This window comes from Nocardioides jiangxiensis (assembly GCF_030580915.1).
Classification (GTDB): Bacteria; Actinomycetota; Actinomycetes; order Propionibacteriales; family Nocardioidaceae; genus Nocardioides; species Nocardioides jiangxiensis.
Genome location: NZ_JAUQTA010000001.1, coordinates 2,092,999 through 2,111,074 on the forward strand (window position 1 = coordinate 2,092,999; position 18,076 = coordinate 2,111,074).

Genomic DNA, 18,076 nt, shown 5'->3' on the forward strand with positions numbered 1-18,076 from the left:
TCAGGCCTCCTCGTCGGTGCTGCGGGGGAGCGTGGCGGGCAGCTTGCCGGGGACGCCCGGGGGGAGGTGGCCGGTCTGGTTCTGGCCTCCGGTGAGGCCGCCGGGCAGCTGCCCGTTGGCGGGGAACTGCCCCCGGCCGGGGAAGCCTCTGCGGTCGTTGCCGCTGCCGTCGGCGGCTGCGGCGAGGGCGGCGCCGCCGGCACTGCCGAGGATCACCGAGGCGAGGGTGGTGGCCGCGACGGCGCGCCAGCCGAACAGCCGGTCGCGCCAGCGCAGGGTCTTCTGGTCGGGGAGAGGAGGGGAGTAGTCGCTCATGGCCCCGACGGTCGCGAGCGAAGTCAGGCGGTTCCCCTGACCTGGCTGTGCTCCGCCTGTGAGTGGCGGGCCGGGCTACGCCCGGTCGGGCGAGAGGGGGCCGGAGCGGATGCCACGGGCGCCGAACGCGTCGAGTGCGGCGCGGTGCCGCGCGCGGACGCGGTGGTGCGTTGCCATGAAGCGCAGCGAACCCGCCGCGACCCGGGCCGGCGGGAGCCAGCCGTCGAAGTCGAGCCTGTTGTTGAGGAAGACCGACATCGGGAGCGCGTCGAAGAAGACGCTGATGTTGTAGAGCGTCGCGGTGAGCGCGAGGACGCCGCCCGCGGCCTTCGCCTCCTTCGTGCCCGCCACCATGTCGACCTCGTAGAGATCGGGCAGGGGGAGCAGGCCGCGCATCAGCGCGTGCGTCAGGAAGTAGCTCGCGAACGTCGTCAGGTGGGTCAGTGCCGAGCGGGGGTTGATGGACACGACGCGGCCGCTCGCGGAGACGAACGGCTCGTAGGGGATCTCCTCCCGGGCGAGGTAGCCCGTGCAGTTCACCAGCCAGGTCCCGGCCGGCACCGGCCGCTGCGCGCCTGAGCGCAGCTGCAGGAGCGGCCCGTCGGGACCGTCGACGACGTCGACGAGGTAGTCCTTCACGAACTCCGCGACCCCGGTGCGAAGGGTGTCCGCCTCGGCGCGGCTCATCAGGCCCAGGAGGAAGTCGCGCGGGTGGTCGACGGGGGAGAGTCCGCTGCCGCGGAGCAGCCACTGCTGCACCTCCTCCTCGTTGCTCCCGTCGAAGTGGAGCGTGTACGCGATGCCCTGCTGGTTGGGCCGCGTGGCCACCCAGCGTCGCGCGCCGGTCGGGAACCACACGTCCCGGGAGAGGAACGCCGTGCCGCCGCCCACCAGCATGCGTACGTCGCGGCCGGGCTGCTCCTCGAGCAGGGCAAGCGCCGCGTCCATGCCCGACTTGCCACCGCCGATGATCCAGACCGGCGCCTGGTCGCGGGCGATGGCGCCCGTCTTCATCCCGTGATCGTTGGGGGAGATCGACCGCACCGCCCCGCTGGACACCTCGAACGGCGGCTTCGCCTGGACGTCGTACCCGAAGGCCTTGACGAGGCGGTCGCACGTCACGGTGTCCAGGCTCCCGTCGGGAGCGCGCAGCGTCACCTCCACCAGCTCGTCGTGCTCCGCGTGCGCCACGTACTCCCAGCCGAAGCGGGTCTCGACCTGGCTCCGGGACCGGCACACCTCGAGGCAGTACGCCATGTGCGCGAGGACTTCTGCGCGCGTGGCGAGGTGCTCGCGCGGGTGGCCCTGGGTCCACGGGATGTTTCCAGCCGTGAAGAACCCGTGCGGCTGGTGCAGCCGCACGTAGTCGTAGGTGTCGTTCCACATGCCGCCGGGCTGGGGGCGGCGCTCGACCAGGAGGGCGCGACCGGCCGGGCCGAGGACGTCCGTCGCGACGGAGAGTGCGTTGAGGCCGGCGATGCCGGCGCCGAGGACGATCACGTCTCGATGTCCGGTTTGTGCCATGAAATGACGCTAGGGCGCCGCGGCGCCCGAGCGCCAGAGGCCGCGACCCCTGACCGGCCCGTTCTCCAGCCCGGAGGCGCTGCCGACACGTACGTAGGTGCGTGCGCCCAGAAACCTGCGCATCGGCGGCGCGGCAGGGGCGCGGCGGCGAAACCCACTGGCGGCGTACGGGAGAATGGGCGCGCTGTGACTCTCTCCATCACCTACCCGGACCTGCCGGTCAGTGCCCGCCGCGACGACATCGCGGCGGCGATCCGCGACCACCAGGTCGTCGTCGTCGCCGGCGAGACGGGTTCGGGCAAGACCACCCAGCTGCCGAAGATCTGCCTCGAGCTGGGGCGGGGGCAGGGCGGCCGCGACGGCAAGCTGATCGGCCACACCCAGCCGCGTCGCATCGCCGCGCGGTCGGTCGCGGAGCGCATCGCCGAGGAGCTCGGCACGGAGCTCGGAGACGTCGTCGGCTACCAGGTCCGCTTCACCGACCGCACCTCGGCGAGCAGCCGGGTCAAGCTCATGACCGACGGAATCCTGCTCGCGGAGATGCAGCGCGACCGCAAGCTGGAGAAGTACGACACGATCATCATCGATGAGGCGCACGAGCGGTCGCTCAACATCGACTTCCTGCTCGGCTACCTCAAGCGGCTGCTGCCGCAGCGCCCCGACCTCAAGGTCATCGTCACCTCCGCGACGATCGACGTGGAGCGGTTCGCCCACCACTTCGCCGACCCGCGCACGGGCGAGCCCGCCCCCGTGGTCGAGGTCTCCGGTCGCACCTTCCCGGTCGAGGTCCGCTACCGGCCGCTGATGGCGGAGGACCTCGACGCCGAGGGCGAGCCGGTCGTCCGGGACCAGACCGAGGCCATCGTCGCCGCCGTGAAGGAGCTCTCCGCCGAAGGCCCCGGCGACATCCTCTGCTTCCTGCCGGGCGAGCGGGAGATCCGCGACACCGCGGACGCGTTGGCCGCGGCGCTGGGTGTCCGGAAGGACGACAAGCGGGGCCTGGTCGAGATCGTCCCGCTCTTCTCGCGGCTCTCCGCGGCCGACCAGCACAAGGTCTTCGCACCGCACACGGGCCGCCGCATCGTCCTCTCCACGAACGTCGCCGAGACGTCCCTGACCGTCCCCGGCATCAAGTACGTCGTCGACGCCGGCGTCGCGCGCATCTCCCGCTACTCCGCCCGCACCAAGGTGCAGCGCCTGCCGATCGAGCCGATCAGCCAAGCCAGCGCCAACCAGCGGTCCGGTCGCTGCGGCCGCGTCTCCGAGGGCATCGCGATCCGGCTCTACTCCGAGGAGGACTTCCTCGGACGGCCGGAGTTCACCGACCCCGAGATCCTGCGCACGAACCTGGCCAGCGTCATCCTGCAGATGGCCTCGCTGCGCCTCGGTGACATCTCCCGCTTCCCGTTCGTGGAGAAGCCCGACTCGCGCAACGTGCAGGCGGGCGTGCAGCTGCTCGAGGAGCTGGGTGCGCTGTCCACGGCCGGTTCGGTCAGCGCCGACGGGCGCCAGCAGGGACCGCGGCTGACCCGCCTCGGGCAGCGGCTCGCGCGGCTGCCCCTGGACCCGCGCCTGGGCCGGATGATCCTCGAGGCCGAGCGGCTCGGCTGCGTGCGCGAGGTCCTCGTCATCGCGGCGGCCCTGTCCCTCCAGGACCCCCGGGAGCGTCCGGGTGACGACCGGCCGGCCGAGCAGGCGCGGGCGGCGCAGCTGCACGCCCGCTTCAAGGTCGAGGGCTCGGACTTCCTGGCCTGGCTGCAGCTCTGGAACCACCTCAGGACCTCGCAGCGCGAGATGGGCTCGTCGGCCTTCCGCCGGATGTGCCGCGACGAGTTCCTCAACTACCTCCGCGTCCGGGAGTGGCAGGACTTCGAGTCCCAGCTACGCCAGGTGGCCAAGGAGATGAAGGTCGACATCGGGCGTCCCGCCGACGTGCCCGACGCCGATGGCATCCACCAGGCGCTGCTCTCCGGCCTGCTCTCGCACATCGGCGCCCTGGAGGAGCGGGAGAAGAAGGACGTCGCCAAGGGCAAGCGGCCCGGCCCGCGGGAGTACCTCGGCGCGCGCGGCACCCGCTTCGCGATCTTCCCGGGCTCCTCGCTCAAGGGCTCCAGCCCGCAGTTCCTGATGGCCGGCGAGCTGGTCGAGACCGGTCGCCTCTGGGCCCGGCAGAACGCCGCGATCAAGCCCGAGTGGGCCGAGCGGCTCGGCGGCCACCTGGTCAAGCGCAGCTACTCCGAGCCGCGCTGGTCGCGGAAGCGGGCGGCCGTCACGGCGTACGAGAAGGTCACGCTGTACGGCGTCCCGCTGGTCGCCGACCGTCCCGTCAACTACGGGAAGATCGACCCCGAGCTGAGTCGCGAGCTCTTCATCCGGCACGCCCTCGTCTACGGCGAGTGGCACACCCGGCACCGCTTCATGGCCGAGAACAAGCGCCTGCTCGAGGAGGCCGAGGAGCTCGAGCACCGCGCCCGTCGCCGCGACATCGTGGTCGACGAGCACACCCTCTTCGACTTCTACGACGCACGCGTCGGCAAGGAGTGCGTCAGTGGCGCGCACTTCGACACGTGGTGGAAGCAGGCGCGCCAGCGCGACCCGAAGCTGCTCACCTTCGACCCGTCGATGCTCACCCACGACACGGCAGGGGAGGTCGCGGCGAGCGACTTCCCGACCGAGTGGCAGGGAAGCGAGGGCGGTCTCACCTTCAGCATCGGCTACCACTTCGAGCCCGGTGCGAAGGATGACGGCCTCACCATCGACGTGCCGCTCGCGACCCTGAACCGGGTCGAGGCCGAGGAGTTCTCCTGGCTGGTCCCGGGCCTGCGCGAGGAGCTCGTGACCTCCCTGATCCGCAGCCTGCCCAAGCAGCTCCGGGTGAGCCTGGTGCCGGCCCCGAACCACGCCCGCGCCTTCCTCGACGCCGTGCCGCCGGGTGAGGAGCCGCTGCTGGACGCCCTCGAGCGACACGTCCGCGCCACCGTCGGGGTCGTCGTGCCACGCGACGCCTGGGACTGGTCGAAGGTGCCCGACCACCTCAAGCCGACCTACCGCGTCGTCGACGAGAAGGGGCGCGAGCAGGGGCGTGGCAAGGACCTCGAGGCGCTCAAGGCGCCGCTGCGCCCGAAGTTCGCAGCCGCCATGGCCGAGGTCGCCGAGCAGTCCGGCATCAGCGTCACCGGGCAGACCGGCTGGACCTTCGACGTCATCGAGAAGTCCTTCACCCAGACGCGCGCCGGCCACGAGGTCCGCGGCTTCCCGGCGCTCGTCGACGAGGGCAGCACCGTCGGACTGCAGGTCTACGGTTCCGAGGACGAGCAGCTCGCCCGTCACCGCCTCGGCGTACGCCGCCTGCTGCAGCTCGAGCTGCCCGACCCGACGAAGAAGATCGTCGACGGCTTCGGCAACCTGGAGAAGCTCGCGCTGGCGGGCTCGCCGTACCCGACCGTCGCCGAGCTGCTCGAGGACTGCCGGGCCGCCGTGCTCCAGCAGCACGTCGACGCCCGGCCGCCCGTCCGCACCCCCGAGGAGTACGCCGCGCTGAAGGCCGCCGCGGGTGGCGACCTCGAGGCCCGCATCCGCGCCGTGCTCGACGACGTGATGCGGGTGCTGGAAGCAACGCGCACGGTCGACCGCCTCCTCTCGGGTAGGGCTGACATGACCACCCTGCCCGCGCTCACCGACATGAAGGCCCAGCTCGCGCGCCTCGTCCACAGGGGCTTCGTGGCGGAGAAGGGCACGGCCTGGCTGCGCCGGATGCCGGTGCAGCTGATGGCGCTCCAGCAGCGCCGCGAGAAGCTGGAGGCGCAGGTCACCCGCGACCGCCAGCTCATGGACACCATCGGCGACCTGCAGGAGGCCTACCTGCACCGGCTCGCGGCCCTGCCCGACGGCCGTCCGCCGGGGGAGCAGCTGCGCCAGGTCGGCTGGATGCTGGAGGAGTACCGCGTCTCCCTGTGGGCGCAGCAGTACGGCACGGCCTTCCCTGTCAGCGACGCGCGGATCAGGAAGGCGCTCGGATGAGCCGACAGCACCATCGCCCGATGTTTCCCGGCGACCGGTTCTTCGACGCGATCGAGCGCGGCATCGACCCGGCGGCAGTGACCGAGGCCGCCGAGGTGGCGGCGGCCGTCCTGGTGCGCGGCGCCCGGGCAGCGGGCGACGAGGTGACCGCACAGCGTGTCCTCACGCTCGCCGACACCGAAGGCATGGAGACGCTCGCCGAGCTCTGGTCCCACGCGCCCGCCCACACGCTCGCCGGATGCCTGTGGCGGCTCTACCTGCTCCGCGGATGGGTGCACGCCGCGCCGCTCTCCGCCGCCGAGGAGTACGACGCCGGCCACCGTGTCGCCGAGGTCGCCCGGGTCGTCGCCGGTGTCTCCGAACCGCCCGGCCCCGACGAGGTGCGGCTGATGGTCGACGACGTCCTGCGGGGCATCGTCCGCACGGACTTCGCCGACGTGCTGCTGCGCGCTGCGGCGTTCTCCCGGGTGGTCGCGGTGGGCCGGGCTGCCCTCGGTCGCGGCAACGACAGCGCGATCCTCACCCTCAGCGAGCAGCTCGAGGCCGCCGCGCACATCGAGCTCGACCACGGCCTGGCCTGAGCGCGGCACGGTCCTCGTCTCGGCACGGGCCTCGTCTCGGCACAGGCCCCGTCTCGGCGGTGTGTGTGCGCCGGACCGGGAGCGCCTCACGGCGCGTGGCCGCTCGCAGCGGCTGATTTTGGGACCCGGGGCTGCCACGGCCCGGCGCACCAGAGAAGTGTAGGTCAGCGCCCGGCATGCGGCCACGCCCTAAGGTCGTGACGTGGAGCCCATCTACGCACCCGAGGCAGACGGCGGGCCCGACCCGGGTGAGGTCGTCTGGGCCTGGGTCCCGTACGAGGAGGACCCGACACGCGGCAAGGACCGTCCGGTCGTCGTGCTGGCGCGCGAGGGTGACTCCTGGCTCGCGCTGCCGATGACGTCGAAGGACCACGACCGCGACGAGGCCCAGGAGGCCTCCGTCGGCCGGCACTGGATGGACGTCGGCACCGGGCCGTGGGACCACCGCGGCCGCCCGAGCGAGGTCCGGCTGGACCGTCTGCTCCGCCTGCCGGCCTCGGCCGTACGCCGGGAGGGTGCGGCGCTCGCCCCCGAGGTCTTCGCCGCGGTGGTCGCGGCGGCCGCGCCGTACCTCACACCTGACGCCCCTGTCTGACGACCTCGTGCCCGCTAGGGTGGTGCGCGCTCTACTCGATGACCTGATGAGGAGGCCTGCGGCCGTGAGGCGTTCGGTTCTGGTGGCTGCGACGACGGTCGTCGCCACGGTCGTTGCCGGTTGTTCCTCTGACGCGTCGCCGCAGCCGACGCCGTCCGCGACGAGTGCCAGCGGCACCCCGACGGGTGCACCGACGAAGATCTCCTTCCTCGCCTACGGCGCCCCCGCGGAGGTAAAGGCCTACCGCGCGATGGTGCAGAGCTACAACGTCGCGAACCCCGACGTGAAGGTGAGCCTGGTCGAGGTCGCCAGTGCGGATGCCGCCGTGCGGCGGCTGCAGGCGGGCCACGTCCCCGACGTCTTCCTGATGTCGCGGCGCGACCTGAGCGCCGTCGTCGAGGCCGGGCTCAACCAGCACATCGACGAGCTCCTCGACTCGCGCGGAGTCGACTTCACCGATGACTACAAGCGCGACAGCATCCGGGCCTTCTCCCACGACGAGCACCTCGAGTGCATGCCGTACGGCATCTCGCCGATGGTCATGTACTACAACACCAACCTCGTCGACTTCTCCGAGATGCAGGAGGAGAAGCTGCCGGCGCCCACGAGCCACGCGACCTGGACGTGGGACCAGTTCGCCGCGGCGGCGAAGTTCGGCAGCCGCTACGGGGCGAAGGGCGTCTACATCGACCCCTCGCTGCTCGGCATCGCACCGTTCGTGTACTCCGGCGGCGGTTCGCTCTTCGACGATGACCGCGAGCCGTCGCGCCTCGACCTCGAGTCGGGCAGCAGCCTCGATGCGCTGACCAAGGCGATGGAGCTGCTGCGCCAGGGTGCGGTCACGCCGACGCCGCGCCAGCTGCGTTCCTCCAGCGCCCTGCAGATGTTCAAGGACGGCAAGCTCGCGATGATCGCCGGCTTCCGCACCCTGACGCCCGAGCTGCGCAAGACCCCGGGCCTCAGCTTCGACGTGATGCCGATGCCGGCCCTGCCCGACGACCGCACGGTCGGCGACGCGAGTGGCCTGTGCATCTCGGCGAAGGCGGTCAACACCAGCGCTGCGGCCGACTTCGTCGTCCACGCCATCGGCAAGGACGCGGTCAGCCAGGTGGCTGCCGCCGGCTACATGGTCCCGACCAACACCGCGGTCTCCGAGTCCGACGCGTTCCTGCAGAAGGACCGGATGCCGGCGCACGCCTACGTCTTCAACCGCTCGGTCAAGGACATCGTGACCCTGCCGCTGATCGACGGCTGGCCGGCGCTCGAGAAGGCCGTCCACAGCGACATCTACCAGCTCTTCTACAACCGCGTGATCGACATCGAGGGGCTGGCGAAGAAGATCGACGAGGAGTCGAAGGCAGTCCTGTCGCCTCCGGCGCCGTCGACCTCGCCGACGCCCACGGCATCCGCGACCAGCTGACCTCCGGGCCCACCACGGAGGGCCCGCTGCCCATGCTCAGGCAGGCGGTTCGACGTCGCCGGCGATGATCGCGTCGCGCAGCAGTGGTGCGGTCAGCTCGACCTGCCAGGGCCGGGCGCCGTACGCCGCGAGCTGCTCGCCGACGGCGTCCAGCAGCTCCTCGGGCTGACGCGTGCGCGGCGGGGTCCACAGCAGGCGACGGAGGAAGTCAGGGGTGAGCAGCTGCTCGACGGGGGTGTTGACCTTCTCGCCGAGGGCGGTGATCGCGTCACGGGCGATGGCCAGGCGTCGGGCCGCGACGGGGTCCTTCTCGGCCCAGGCACGGGGGACCGGCGGGCCGTCGCCGCGCAGGGTCCGGGGTGGCAGCGCCGACTCCGGCAGTGCCGCGGCCTCGCGGATCGCCGCCACCCAGCGGGTCGAGTAGCGCTCCGCGCCGCGGCCGTGGAAGCCCTTGATCGCCAGGAGGGCAGCGCGGTCGTGCGGCATCGCGATGGCGGCCTCGACGATCGCGGAGTCGGGGATGATCTTGCCGGGGGTCACGTCCCGCTCGGCGGCGATCTCGTTGCGCGCCTCCCAGAGCAGCTTGACCGCGGCCAGGCCGTGGCGGCTCCGGACCCGGTGCATCTGCGACGTGCGGCGCCACGGGTCGACGCGCACGGTCGGGGTGAAGCCGAGCAGGTGCTCGAACTCCTGGCGTGCCCACTCCGCCTTGCCGGCCTCCTCGAGGGCAGTGGCCATGAGGGCGCGCAGCTCGACGAGGACCTCGACGTCGAGGGCGGCGTACTCGAGCCAGGACTCGGGCAGGGGGCGCTTCGACCAGTCGGCGGCCGAGTGCTCCTTGCGCATGCGCTGGCCGAGCAGCTCCTCCACCAGGGTGGCCAGGCCGACGCGCGGGTAGCCGAGGAGGCGACCGGCGAGCTCGGTGTCGAAGAGCGATGCCGGGCGGAGGCCGATCTCCGCGAGACAGGCGAGGTCCTGTGTCGCCGCGTGCAGGATCCACTCGGTGCCCTCGAGCGCGGCGATGAGTGGCGCCATGTCGAGGCCGATCGGGTCGACCAGGGCGGTGCCGGCCCCCTCCCGGCGCAGCTGCACCAGGTAGGCGCGCGCGGAGTAGCGGTAGCCGGAGGCGCGTTCGGCGTCGATCGCGACCGGCCCGGTGCCGGCGGCGAGCGCGGCGGCGTAGGCGGTCAGCGCCTCATCGGTCTCGATGACCGGGGTGAGGCCGTCGCGCAGCGTCAGCAGGGGAGCTGGTGCGGCCTCGACGATCTCGTCATCGGCGCCGGGGGTGCCCGTGGTGGGCTCGGAGTCAGTCACGCTCAGCGCTGCCCTCGTCGACTCGGCATGGCGGTGACGCCCTCGGGGACCGGTTCCAGGCCGACGGCGGTGCAGAGCAGCTCGGCCCAGGCCTCGACATGGGAGGCGATGTCGAGCGTGTCGGGGGTCCAGGACGCACGGATCTCGAGCTGCGCCGACCCCTCGTCCTCGGCCATGCCGCCGAAGCTCTCGGTGGCGACCCGCGTCACCGTGCCCGACGCGGCGTGGAACGACGCCCCGTGGGCCTCCAGTGCCTCGGTCAGCCAGGCCCAGCCGACCTCGGCCAGCAGGGGGTCGGTGATCATCGTCGGGTCGATCTCGGCGCGCGCGTAGGCGACGCAGCGGTAGGTGCCGTCCCAGGCGTCGTTGCCCGCCGGATCGTGCAGCAGGATGATCCGGCCGGTGCCGAGGTCCTCCTCGTCGACGGTCACGTCGGCACTCAGCGCGGCGGCGTACGGCGCGATCCGCTGCGGCGCCGGCATGTCCTCGCAGAAGACCTCGCTGCGCAGCTTCGCGGACCGCATGCTCGCCACGGCGAGCCGGAACTCCTCGGGCTGAAGTGGCGCGCCCTGCGTCGGGGGCGTCTCCTGACGGACGACCATGCGGCCCAGCGTAGGACTGGTCACACCTCGTCGATGCCCTGCCACGCCGCGTCACCTGCGAGGATTGCCCTGTGACCCCCACGACTTCCGCCACGCCCGCGAACCCGGCGTACGACTCCGCTTTCCTCCGGGCCGCCCGCGGTGAGTCCGTGCCGCACACGCCGGTCTGGTTCATGCGGCAGGCGGGTCGCTCGCTGCCGGAGTACCTCAAGGTCCGTGAGGGCATCGGGATGCTCGAGTCCTGCATGGACGCGGACCTGATCACCGAGATCACCCTCCAGCCGGTCCGTCGCTACGGCGTCGACGCGGCCATCTTCTTCTCCGACATCGTCCTGCCGCTCAAGGCCGTCGGCGTCGACCTCGACATCAAGCCGGGCGTCGGCCCGGTCGTCGCGAAGCCGGTGCGCACCCTTGCCGACGTCGAGGCGATCCCGGACCTCGCGCCGGAGCACCTGCCGTTCATCACGCAGGCAGTGCAGAACCTCGTCGCCGAGCTCGGCACGACCCCGCTGATCGGCTTCGCCGGCGCGCCGTTCACCGTGGCGAGCTACCTGGTCGAGGGCGGTCCGTCGCGGGAGTACGCGAAGACCAAGGCGATGATGTTCGGCGCCCCCGAGGTGTGGGACGCCCTGATGCAGAAGATCGCCCAGATCTCCGCCGGCTTCCTCGAGGTGCAGGTAGCGGCCGGCGCCTCGGCCGTGCAGCTCTTCGATTCCTGGGCCGGTGCCGTCAACCGTGACGACTACGTCAGCTTCGTGCAGCCCTACTCGGCGCGTGTGCTCGCCCAGATCGGCGAGACCGGTGTGCCGAGGATCCACTTCGGCGTGAACTCCGGGGAGCTGCTCGACCTGATGGGCGACGCGGGCGCGGATGTCGTCGGCGTCGACTGGCGCGTGAAGTTCGAGGACGGCATCAAGCGGATCGGCCCGGACCGCGGCGTCCAGGGCAACCTCGACAACACGCTGGTCTTCGCGCCCGACGAGGTGATGTTCGCCCGGGCCGCCGAGGTGATCGAGGCCGGCAAGGCGGCGAAGGGCCACATCTTCAACCTCGGCCACGGCGTCATCCCGTCGACCAACCCGGACCAGCTGGCGAAGCTGACCGACTTCGTCCACGCGTACCCGCGGGGCTGACCCTCACGCGGCGCGCAGCGAGCGCGCCTGCCGGATCAGTGCCTCGATGAGGCCGCGCGATGCGTCCGTCGCGCCCTCGCGCTGGCGGTGCAGGAGCAGCAGGCGTACGCCGGCAGGGCTGTCGCGGATCGGCCGGGTCGTGATCAGCCCGGTCCGGGCGAGCGGGTCGCCGTCGACGCTGTAGTCCGGCAGCACGGTCAGGCCGATCCCTTCGGCGACCATGAGCTTGCCCATCTCGGCGCCGTCGGTGCTGTGCCAGGTGCGGGGCAGGTCGCCATCGAAGAGGCGGTGCGCGTAGCGGTGCATGAGGTAGCCCGCGCGCATCCCGACGAACGGTTCCCCGCGCAGGTCGTCCGCACCCACGTCCGGCCCCTCGGCCAGCGGGTGGCCGGCCGGGAGCACGGCCACCGGTCGCCCCCGCTTCAGCTCGTACGCCGCCAGGCCGGCGGGCACGTCGTCGCCGTCGAGGAGGTTGACCAGCCCGAAGTCGAGGCCGCCTTCGAGCAGGCCGAGGACGATCTCGTGCTGCTGCAGGGTCCGCAGCTCGATCGAGGTCTGGGGCCGGTCCTCGCGCAGCCGCTGGACGGCCGGCAGCAGCAGCACGCTGGTCGCCGCGTGGACCGAGCCGATCCGCAGCGTGTGGCTGGCGGCCGCCTCCCCGGCCGCGGCGGACCGGAGCCGGTCCACCGCCTCCAGCACGTCGGTCATCCGGGGGAGGAGCTCCCGGCCCGCGGCGCTCAGCCGCGCCCCGGACCGCTGGCGCTCCAGCAGCTCCACGCCGAGCTCGCGCTCCAGGCGGGCGAGGGCATCGCTCATCGCGGGCTGCGAGACGTGGAGGCGCTCGGCGGCACGGCGTACCGACCCGTGCTCGGTGACGGCGAGGACGTACTGGAGCTGTTCGATGCGCATCCGCGCTCCCGGTGATCGGTGGCGGCGAGGGGGTGATCGGGGATCCCGTCCATGCCGCGCTGGACAATGTCTAGCGAAATACTACTATTAACTCTCGAAAGGAGGTCGACCATGAACACCGCGATGCCGCACCACCCCGCCGCCCGGCTGGTCGGCTTCCCCTGTGCTGGTCGTGCCGGCGCCCGTCGTACCGGCGCCTGTCGGGCCCACACCTGTCGCTGACCGCGACCTGTCCCGAAGCCGACCTCGTCGGCCCGCGTCGCTCGGGCGACGCCTCGTCTCCCCGGTCGCTGCCGGACCCCGCTCCGGCCTGCCCCCATCCAGGAACTCCCATGATCGAGATCTCCGGACTGACCAAGTCCTACGGTTCGACCACCGTCCTCGACGGCATCGACCTCACGGTCGCCGACGCGCAGATCGGTGCCGTCGTCGGACCCAGCGGTGCCGGCAAGAGCACGCTCGCCCGCACCATCAACCTGCTCGAGCGGCCGACCAGCGGCACGATCGCCGTCAACGGCCGGGAGCTGACCTCCCTCTCCGGCAGCGAGCTGCGTGCCGCGCGCCGGGAGATCGGCACCGTCTTCCAGTCCGCCAACCTGCTCCGCCGGCTCACCGCGGCGGAGAACGTCGCGCTCCCGCTGCGGCACCACGGGGTGCCCGACATCCAGGTCCGGCGTCGCGTCCACGAGCTGCTCGAGCGGGTCGGCATGCTGCACCGCGCGAACCACTACCCGTCGCAGCTCTCCGGCGGCCAGCGCCAGCGCATCGGCATCGCCCGTGGCCTCGCGCTCAAGCCGTCGGTGCTGCTCAGCGACGAGGCGACCTCCGGCCTGGACCCGGACACGACGCTGTCGATCATCACGCTGCTGCGGGAGCTCCGCGACGACCTGGGTGTCACGATCCTCGTCATCACGCACGAGATGGACGTCGTGCGCGGCATCGCCGACCAGGTGGCGCGGCTCGACCACGGCCGGATCGTCGAGCGCGGCTCGGTCGCTGACGTCGTCCGCGGCTCCGACTCGGACCTCTCGCGTGCGCTGCTGCCGCTGCCGCCCGCGGTGGCAGCTCCGGCGGGGCACCGCACGTGGACGATCCGCTACGACGCGGCGACCGTCTCGCCGTACTGGGTCGGGCAGGTGGGCCGGGAGGTCGGCACCGACCTGGCCGTGCTCTCGGCGCTCGTCGAGGAAGCGGGGCGGGCCAGCGTCGGCCGCGTGACCATCGGCGTAGACCCGCGCGTCGACGAGCGCCGGCTCGAGCAGGCGCTCGTGGCCCAGGGCCTCGTCGTCGAGCAGCGCTCGGCGCTGCGCGTCGTCGGTCCGGACGCCCGGCCGGGCTCGGAGGCGGTCGCATGAACACCCCACGAAACTGCTCGCGCCGCTCCCACCTCCGCGAGGACCTCGCATGATCGCGCTCATCTCCACGCCCTGGCCCGACGTCCCCTCGCTGCTCGGCCCCGCGCTGGGCGAGACGGTCCGGCTGGTCGGGATCGTCATGGCCGTCGTCGTGGCGCTCGGCCTCCCGCTGGGCCTGCTGATCTTCAACACCTCGCCGCTCGGGCTGACGCCGCACCGGCTGCTGCACGTCTCGGTCAGCTGGGTCTCCAACCTGGGCCGGTCCCTGCCGTTCCTGGTCCTCATGGCCGCGGTCATCCCGGCCACGAAGGTCCTCTTCGGCACGACGATCGGCTTCAAGGCGGCCCTGTTGCCGATGGCGATCGCGGGCGTCGCGTTCTTCTCCCGGATCACCGAGAACGCCGTCCGCGAGGTGCCGCGCGAGCTGCTCGACGTCGGCCTCGCCGGAGGGTCGACCCGCTGGCAGATCGTCACCGGCATCCAGCTCAAGGAAGCCCTTCCGGGCCTCGTCGCCGGCTTCACGATCAACCTGATCGCCATGATCGAGTACTCCGCGATCGCGGGAGCCATCGGCTCCGGCGGGGTCGGCTACCTGGCCGTCAACTACGGCTACCGGCGCTTCGACCAGAACATCATGCTCGCCTGCATCGTCGTCCTGGTCGCGATCGTCCAGGCCCTCCAGTTCAGCGGTGACCGCGCCGTCCGCGCCCTCACCCGCTAGCGCACTCCCGCGCCCACGTCACCGCTCGACGTACCCCTCTCCCCGAAGGAAGAACCATGTCCCTGACCGACAAGAACCTCCCCGACGCGTTCGACGAGATCGACCTCGGCGGCCGCAACCGCGGCAAGATCCTGATCGCGCTGGTCGCCCTCGTGCTCGTCATCGGAGCCGCCGTGGTCACCTGGCGCATCGCCAGCGGAGACGACGAGACCGGCGCCGCCAACGGCAGCCACTTCGGCAACGACTTCCAGATCGCCTACCAGGCCAGCTCGGCCTCGGAGAAGGCGTTCCTCGACTACCTGGACAAGGAGATCGCGCCGAAGCACGGCGTCACGATCACGCCCGTCGGCATCGAGGACGGCAACCAGCTCGACCAGGCCACCGCCGACGGCAAGTACATCGCCAACATCTACCAGCACAAGCACTGGCTCAAGCAGGTCACGGACTCCACCGGCTGGGACCTCAAGGCCCTCGGCCCGGTCTTCCAGTGGTCCTACTCGATCTACTCCGAGAAGTACGACAGCTTCGACAAGCTGCCGAAGGGCGCCACCATCGCCCTGCTCAACGACCCGGCGAACACCGCCCAGGCCCTGTGGATCCTCGAGCGTGCCGGTGCGATCACCTTCAAGGACGGCGTCGACCCGGCCGAGGCCACCGAGCAGGACATCGCCACCAACCCGAAGCGCCTGAAGTTCCAGTACATCGAGTACGGCGCCGGCCCGCGCTCGCTGCCGTCGGTCGACGCGGTCATCGACTACAACATGAGCTTCGTCGACGCGGGCACCCCGGACTCCGAGCGGATCCTCGCTCCGGCTGCGCCGAAGGACTTCGCCGGCCAGCTGGTCGTGGGCGGGAAGTACCTCGACGACCCGCAGGTGAAGGTGCTCAAGGAGATCTTCTTCGACCCCGCGGTCCAGGAGTACCTCAAGACCAACGACGACCCGGCGCTCAAGGGCCAGCTGGCCCCCGTCTCGGCGAGCTGATCGGGGTCCTGGCATGACTGCGACGAGGAACGCCACGAAGCCGGTCGTCCGCCCGGGCACGCCCGAGTGGACCGCCCTGCTCACCCGGATCGCCGAGGGTGCCGCCGAGCGCGAGCGGGACCGGACGGCTCCCCATGAGGTGATCGGCTGGCTGAAGGAGGCCGGCGTCGGCCGGCTCCGGCTGCCGGTCGAGCTCGGGGGAGCGGGGCTCACGATCCCGGAGCTCTTCGCGGCCCTGATCGATCTGGCCGAGGCCGACTCCAGTGCCCCGCACATCCTGCGGACCCACTTCTGGTTCACCGAGCAGCACCTGCAGGCGAGCGAGGACCCGGCGTTCCGGGCCCGACTCGCACTGGCCGCCGCGGACAAGCTGGTCGGCAACGGCTTCAGCGAGCAGAGCCGCAAGCCGGTGGGGCTGCACTTCGACACCGCCTTCACGCCTGACGGCGACGGGTACCGGCTCAACGGCACGAAGTTCTACTCGACCGGGAGCATCTACTCCGACTACACGCAGATCTGGGCGGCCGCGCCTGGCGGGCGGATCGCCGGGGCGGTCATCCCGGTGGACCGGGAGGGCGTCACGATCCTCGACGACTGGGACGGCTTCGGCCAGCGGCTGACCGGCACCGGCACGACGCAGCTGGACGACGTCCGGGTCGAGGCCGAGGAGTTCTTCGACCTCGGCGAGCCCGAGCCGGCCGAGCCCGCTCCCGGCTACCAGGGTGCCTTCCTGCAGCTCTTCCTCCAGGCGGTCACGGCGGGCATCCTGCGCAGCGTCCGCAACGACGCGGTCGCGCTGCTGAAGCGACGTGCCCGCAACTACAGCCACGCGGGCTCCCCGCAGGGCCCGGCCCGGGACCGGCAGGTGCTGCAGGTCGTCGGCGAGATCTCGGCTGACGTGTTCGCGGCCGAGGCGATCGTGCTGAAGGCGGCCGAGGCGCTCCAGGCTGCCGCCGACTCCGTGGTCGACGGGCTGCCGACGGCGGAGGCCGCCGACGCTGCCCAGCTGGCGGCGGCGCAGGCCAAGGTCGCGATCGACCGGTTCTCCTACGCGACCGCCGCGAAGCTCTTCGACGTCGGCGGCACCTCCGCGACGCAGGCGGTCCACAACCTCGACCGGCACTGGCGCAACGTCCGCACCATCTCGACCCACAACCCGACGTTCCTCAAGGCGTCGGCGGTCGGCGACCACCTGGTCAACGGCACGGACTTCCCCGCCAACGCCTACTTCTGACCCTCACCTCACCCTCAACGACGAAAGCGAGCACTACCCATGACCATCTCCGTGACCGAGGCCCTCCAGGCCTCTCCCTGGGCCGGGCAGCCGGTCCCGACCAGCGGCGAGGGCTGGATCGCCCGCGCCGCCGAGGTCGCCGGAATCCTCGCCGCCGACGCGGTGGAGCGCGACCGCGCCCAGGCCGTGCCGCAGGCCGAGATCGACCTGCTCAAGGCCGCCGGCCTCGTGACCCTGCTCGGACCGGCGGCGCACGGGGGCGCCGAGCAGCCGTGGACGACCGCCTACAAGGTGATCCGCGAGGTCGCCTCCGGCGACGGGTCGATCGGCCAGCTGCTGGCCTACCACTACCTCTGGGCCTGGGCGGTGCGCCTGGTCGGTACCGCCGACCAGGTGGCGGCCGTGGAGGAGCTCTACACGACCAACAACTTCTTCTTCGGCGGTGCGGTCAACCCGCGCGACAACGACCTGGTCATCACCGACCTGGGCGAGGAGATCGAGTTCAACGGCCGGAAGACGTTCTCCACCGGTTCGAAGATCAGCGACCTCACGGTCCTGGAGGGCGTCCTCGAGGGCACGGACAAGCACATCTTCGCGATCGTGCCGAGCAAGCAGGAGGGCATCGTCTACCAGGACGACTGGGACAACCTCGGGCAGCGCCTGACGGAGTCCGGCGGCGTCGAGATCACCGGTGTCCGGGTGCCGTGGGCGGCCGCCGCCGGCTACGTCGACAAGGAGTTCGCTCCGTTCGACCCGCTCACGTACGCCACGCTCAACCTCCCGGCGATCCAGCAGGTCTTCACCGAGTTCTACCTCGGCATCGCCAAGGGTGCGCTGAAGGCGGGCACGGCGTACACGCAGGACGTCACGCGCGCCTGGCCGTACGGCGGCGACAACAAGGAGAAGGCCACCGAGGAGTGGTACATCCTCGAGGGCTACGGCCGCCTCCAGGCCGACCTCTGGGCGGCCGAGGCGCTGGCCGACGCGGCGGGGGAGGAGCTCTCGGGCCTCCTCCACGCCGAGCGGGAGTCGGTCACTCCGGAGCAGCGCGGCCACGCGGCCGTCCGGGTGGCCGCCGCCAAGGTGAAGGCGATCGACATCGGCCTCGAGGCGGGCACGAAGGTCTACGAGCTGACCGGCGCCCGCGCGACCAGCAACAAGGTGGGCCTCGACATCTTCTGGCGCAACATCCGCACGCACTCGCTGCACGACCCGGTGGCGTACAAGCGCCGCGAGGTCGGCGAGTACGCGCTGCTCAACAAGCTGCCCGAGCCGTCCTGGTACACGTGAGCGCCCACCGCGCGCGGTGACAGGTCCTGCCTGTCACCGGATCGGTTCTTCGGTGGGGCCTCGGGCTGGAGAGGGGCCCC

Annotated in this window: 15 protein-coding genes; 10 read left to right on the forward strand and 5 right to left on the reverse strand. The window is 71.7% G+C overall.

What is annotated here, in order from left to right:
* Window positions 1-315, reverse strand: a complete 315-nt coding sequence (locus tag Q5722_RS10240) for a hypothetical protein (protein ID WP_305028105.1) — start codon at window positions 313-315, stop codon at window positions 1-3.
* A 75-nt stretch (window positions 316-390) separates the two neighbouring features.
* Window positions 391-1,839 (reverse strand): FAD-dependent oxidoreductase, encoded by a 1,449-nt coding sequence (locus tag Q5722_RS10245; RefSeq protein ID WP_305028106.1) that lies wholly within the window; start codon window positions 1,837-1,839, stop codon window positions 391-393.
* A 186-nt stretch (window positions 1,840-2,025) separates the two neighbouring features.
* On the opposite strand from Q5722_RS10245, the gene hrpA reads away from it, so the two are divergent.
* The 4 genes from hrpA to Q5722_RS10265 all read left to right on the forward strand — a co-directional run bounded on the left by hrpA (window position 2,026) and on the right by Q5722_RS10265 (window position 8,455).
* Window positions 2,026-5,859, forward strand: a complete 3,834-nt coding sequence (gene hrpA / locus Q5722_RS10250; protein ID WP_305028107.1) for an ATP-dependent RNA helicase HrpA — start codon at window positions 2,026-2,028, stop codon at window positions 5,857-5,859.
* Window positions 5,860-5,879: 20 nt separating this feature from the next.
* Entirely contained in the window at window positions 5,880-6,440 is a 561-nt protein-coding gene (locus tag Q5722_RS10255; RefSeq protein ID WP_305028108.1) for a hypothetical protein, read from the forward strand.
* Window positions 6,441-6,642: 202 nt separating this feature from the next.
* On the forward strand, window positions 6,643-7,035 hold the full coding sequence (locus tag Q5722_RS10260; RefSeq protein WP_305028109.1) for a type II toxin-antitoxin system PemK/MazF family toxin: 393 nt from the start codon (window positions 6,643-6,645) through the stop codon (window positions 7,033-7,035).
* A gap of 64 nt (window positions 7,036-7,099) precedes the next feature.
* Window positions 7,100-8,455 (forward strand): ABC transporter substrate-binding protein, encoded by a 1,356-nt coding sequence (locus tag Q5722_RS10265; protein ID WP_305028110.1) that lies wholly within the window; start codon window positions 7,100-7,102, stop codon window positions 8,453-8,455.
* Between the two features lie 36 nt (window positions 8,456-8,491).
* Here the strand turns inward: Q5722_RS10265 and Q5722_RS10270 are convergent, their stop codons facing one another.
* Entirely contained in the window at window positions 8,492-9,769 is a 1,278-nt protein-coding gene (locus Q5722_RS10270) for an HRDC domain-containing protein (RefSeq protein ID WP_305028111.1), read from the reverse strand.
* Between the two features lie 2 nt (window positions 9,770-9,771).
* Entirely contained in the window at window positions 9,772-10,371 is a 600-nt protein-coding gene (locus tag Q5722_RS10275) for a DUF3000 domain-containing protein (RefSeq protein WP_305028112.1), read from the reverse strand.
* A gap of 71 nt (window positions 10,372-10,442) precedes the next feature.
* Between Q5722_RS10275 and hemE the strand changes: the two genes are divergently transcribed.
* Entirely contained in the window at window positions 10,443-11,504 is a 1,062-nt protein-coding gene (gene hemE / locus Q5722_RS10280) for a uroporphyrinogen decarboxylase (protein ID WP_305028113.1), read from the forward strand.
* Between the two features lie 3 nt (window positions 11,505-11,507).
* On the opposite strand, the gene Q5722_RS10285 is transcribed toward hemE, so the two are convergent.
* Entirely contained in the window at window positions 11,508-12,413 is a 906-nt protein-coding gene (locus Q5722_RS10285) for a LysR family transcriptional regulator (RefSeq protein WP_305028114.1), read from the reverse strand.
* A 332-nt stretch (window positions 12,414-12,745) separates the two neighbouring features.
* Here Q5722_RS10285 and Q5722_RS10290 point away from each other — a divergent pair, with 332 nt between their 5' ends.
* Genes Q5722_RS10290 through Q5722_RS10310 form a run of 5 tightly spaced genes read left to right on the forward strand, consistent with a single transcriptional unit; the run spans window position 12,746 to window position 17,996 of the window.
* Entirely contained in the window at window positions 12,746-13,768 is a 1,023-nt protein-coding gene (locus Q5722_RS10290) for a methionine ABC transporter ATP-binding protein (protein WP_305028115.1), read from the forward strand.
* A gap of 49 nt (window positions 13,769-13,817) precedes the next feature.
* The gene (locus Q5722_RS10295) at window positions 13,818-14,489 is read left to right on the forward strand and encodes a methionine ABC transporter permease (protein ID WP_305028116.1); all 672 of its coding nucleotides are present in this window, start codon (window positions 13,818-13,820) and stop codon (window positions 14,487-14,489) included.
* Between the two features lie 56 nt (window positions 14,490-14,545).
* Window positions 14,546-15,472 carry a MetQ/NlpA family ABC transporter substrate-binding protein gene (locus Q5722_RS10300; RefSeq protein ID WP_305028117.1) on the forward strand — a complete coding sequence of 309 codons (927 nt, stop codon included), beginning with the start codon at window positions 14,546-14,548 and terminating at the stop codon, window positions 15,470-15,472.
* A 13-nt stretch (window positions 15,473-15,485) separates the two neighbouring features.
* A complete protein-coding gene (locus Q5722_RS10305) occupies window positions 15,486-16,706 on the forward strand; it encodes an acyl-CoA dehydrogenase family protein (protein WP_305028118.1) in 1,221 nt (406 codons plus the stop codon).
* Window positions 16,707-16,745: 39 nt separating this feature from the next.
* The gene (locus tag Q5722_RS10310; RefSeq protein WP_305028119.1) at window positions 16,746-17,996 is read left to right on the forward strand and encodes an acyl-CoA dehydrogenase family protein; all 1,251 of its coding nucleotides are present in this window, start codon (window positions 16,746-16,748) and stop codon (window positions 17,994-17,996) included.
* The last annotated feature ends 80 nt before the right edge of the window (window positions 17,997-18,076 follow it).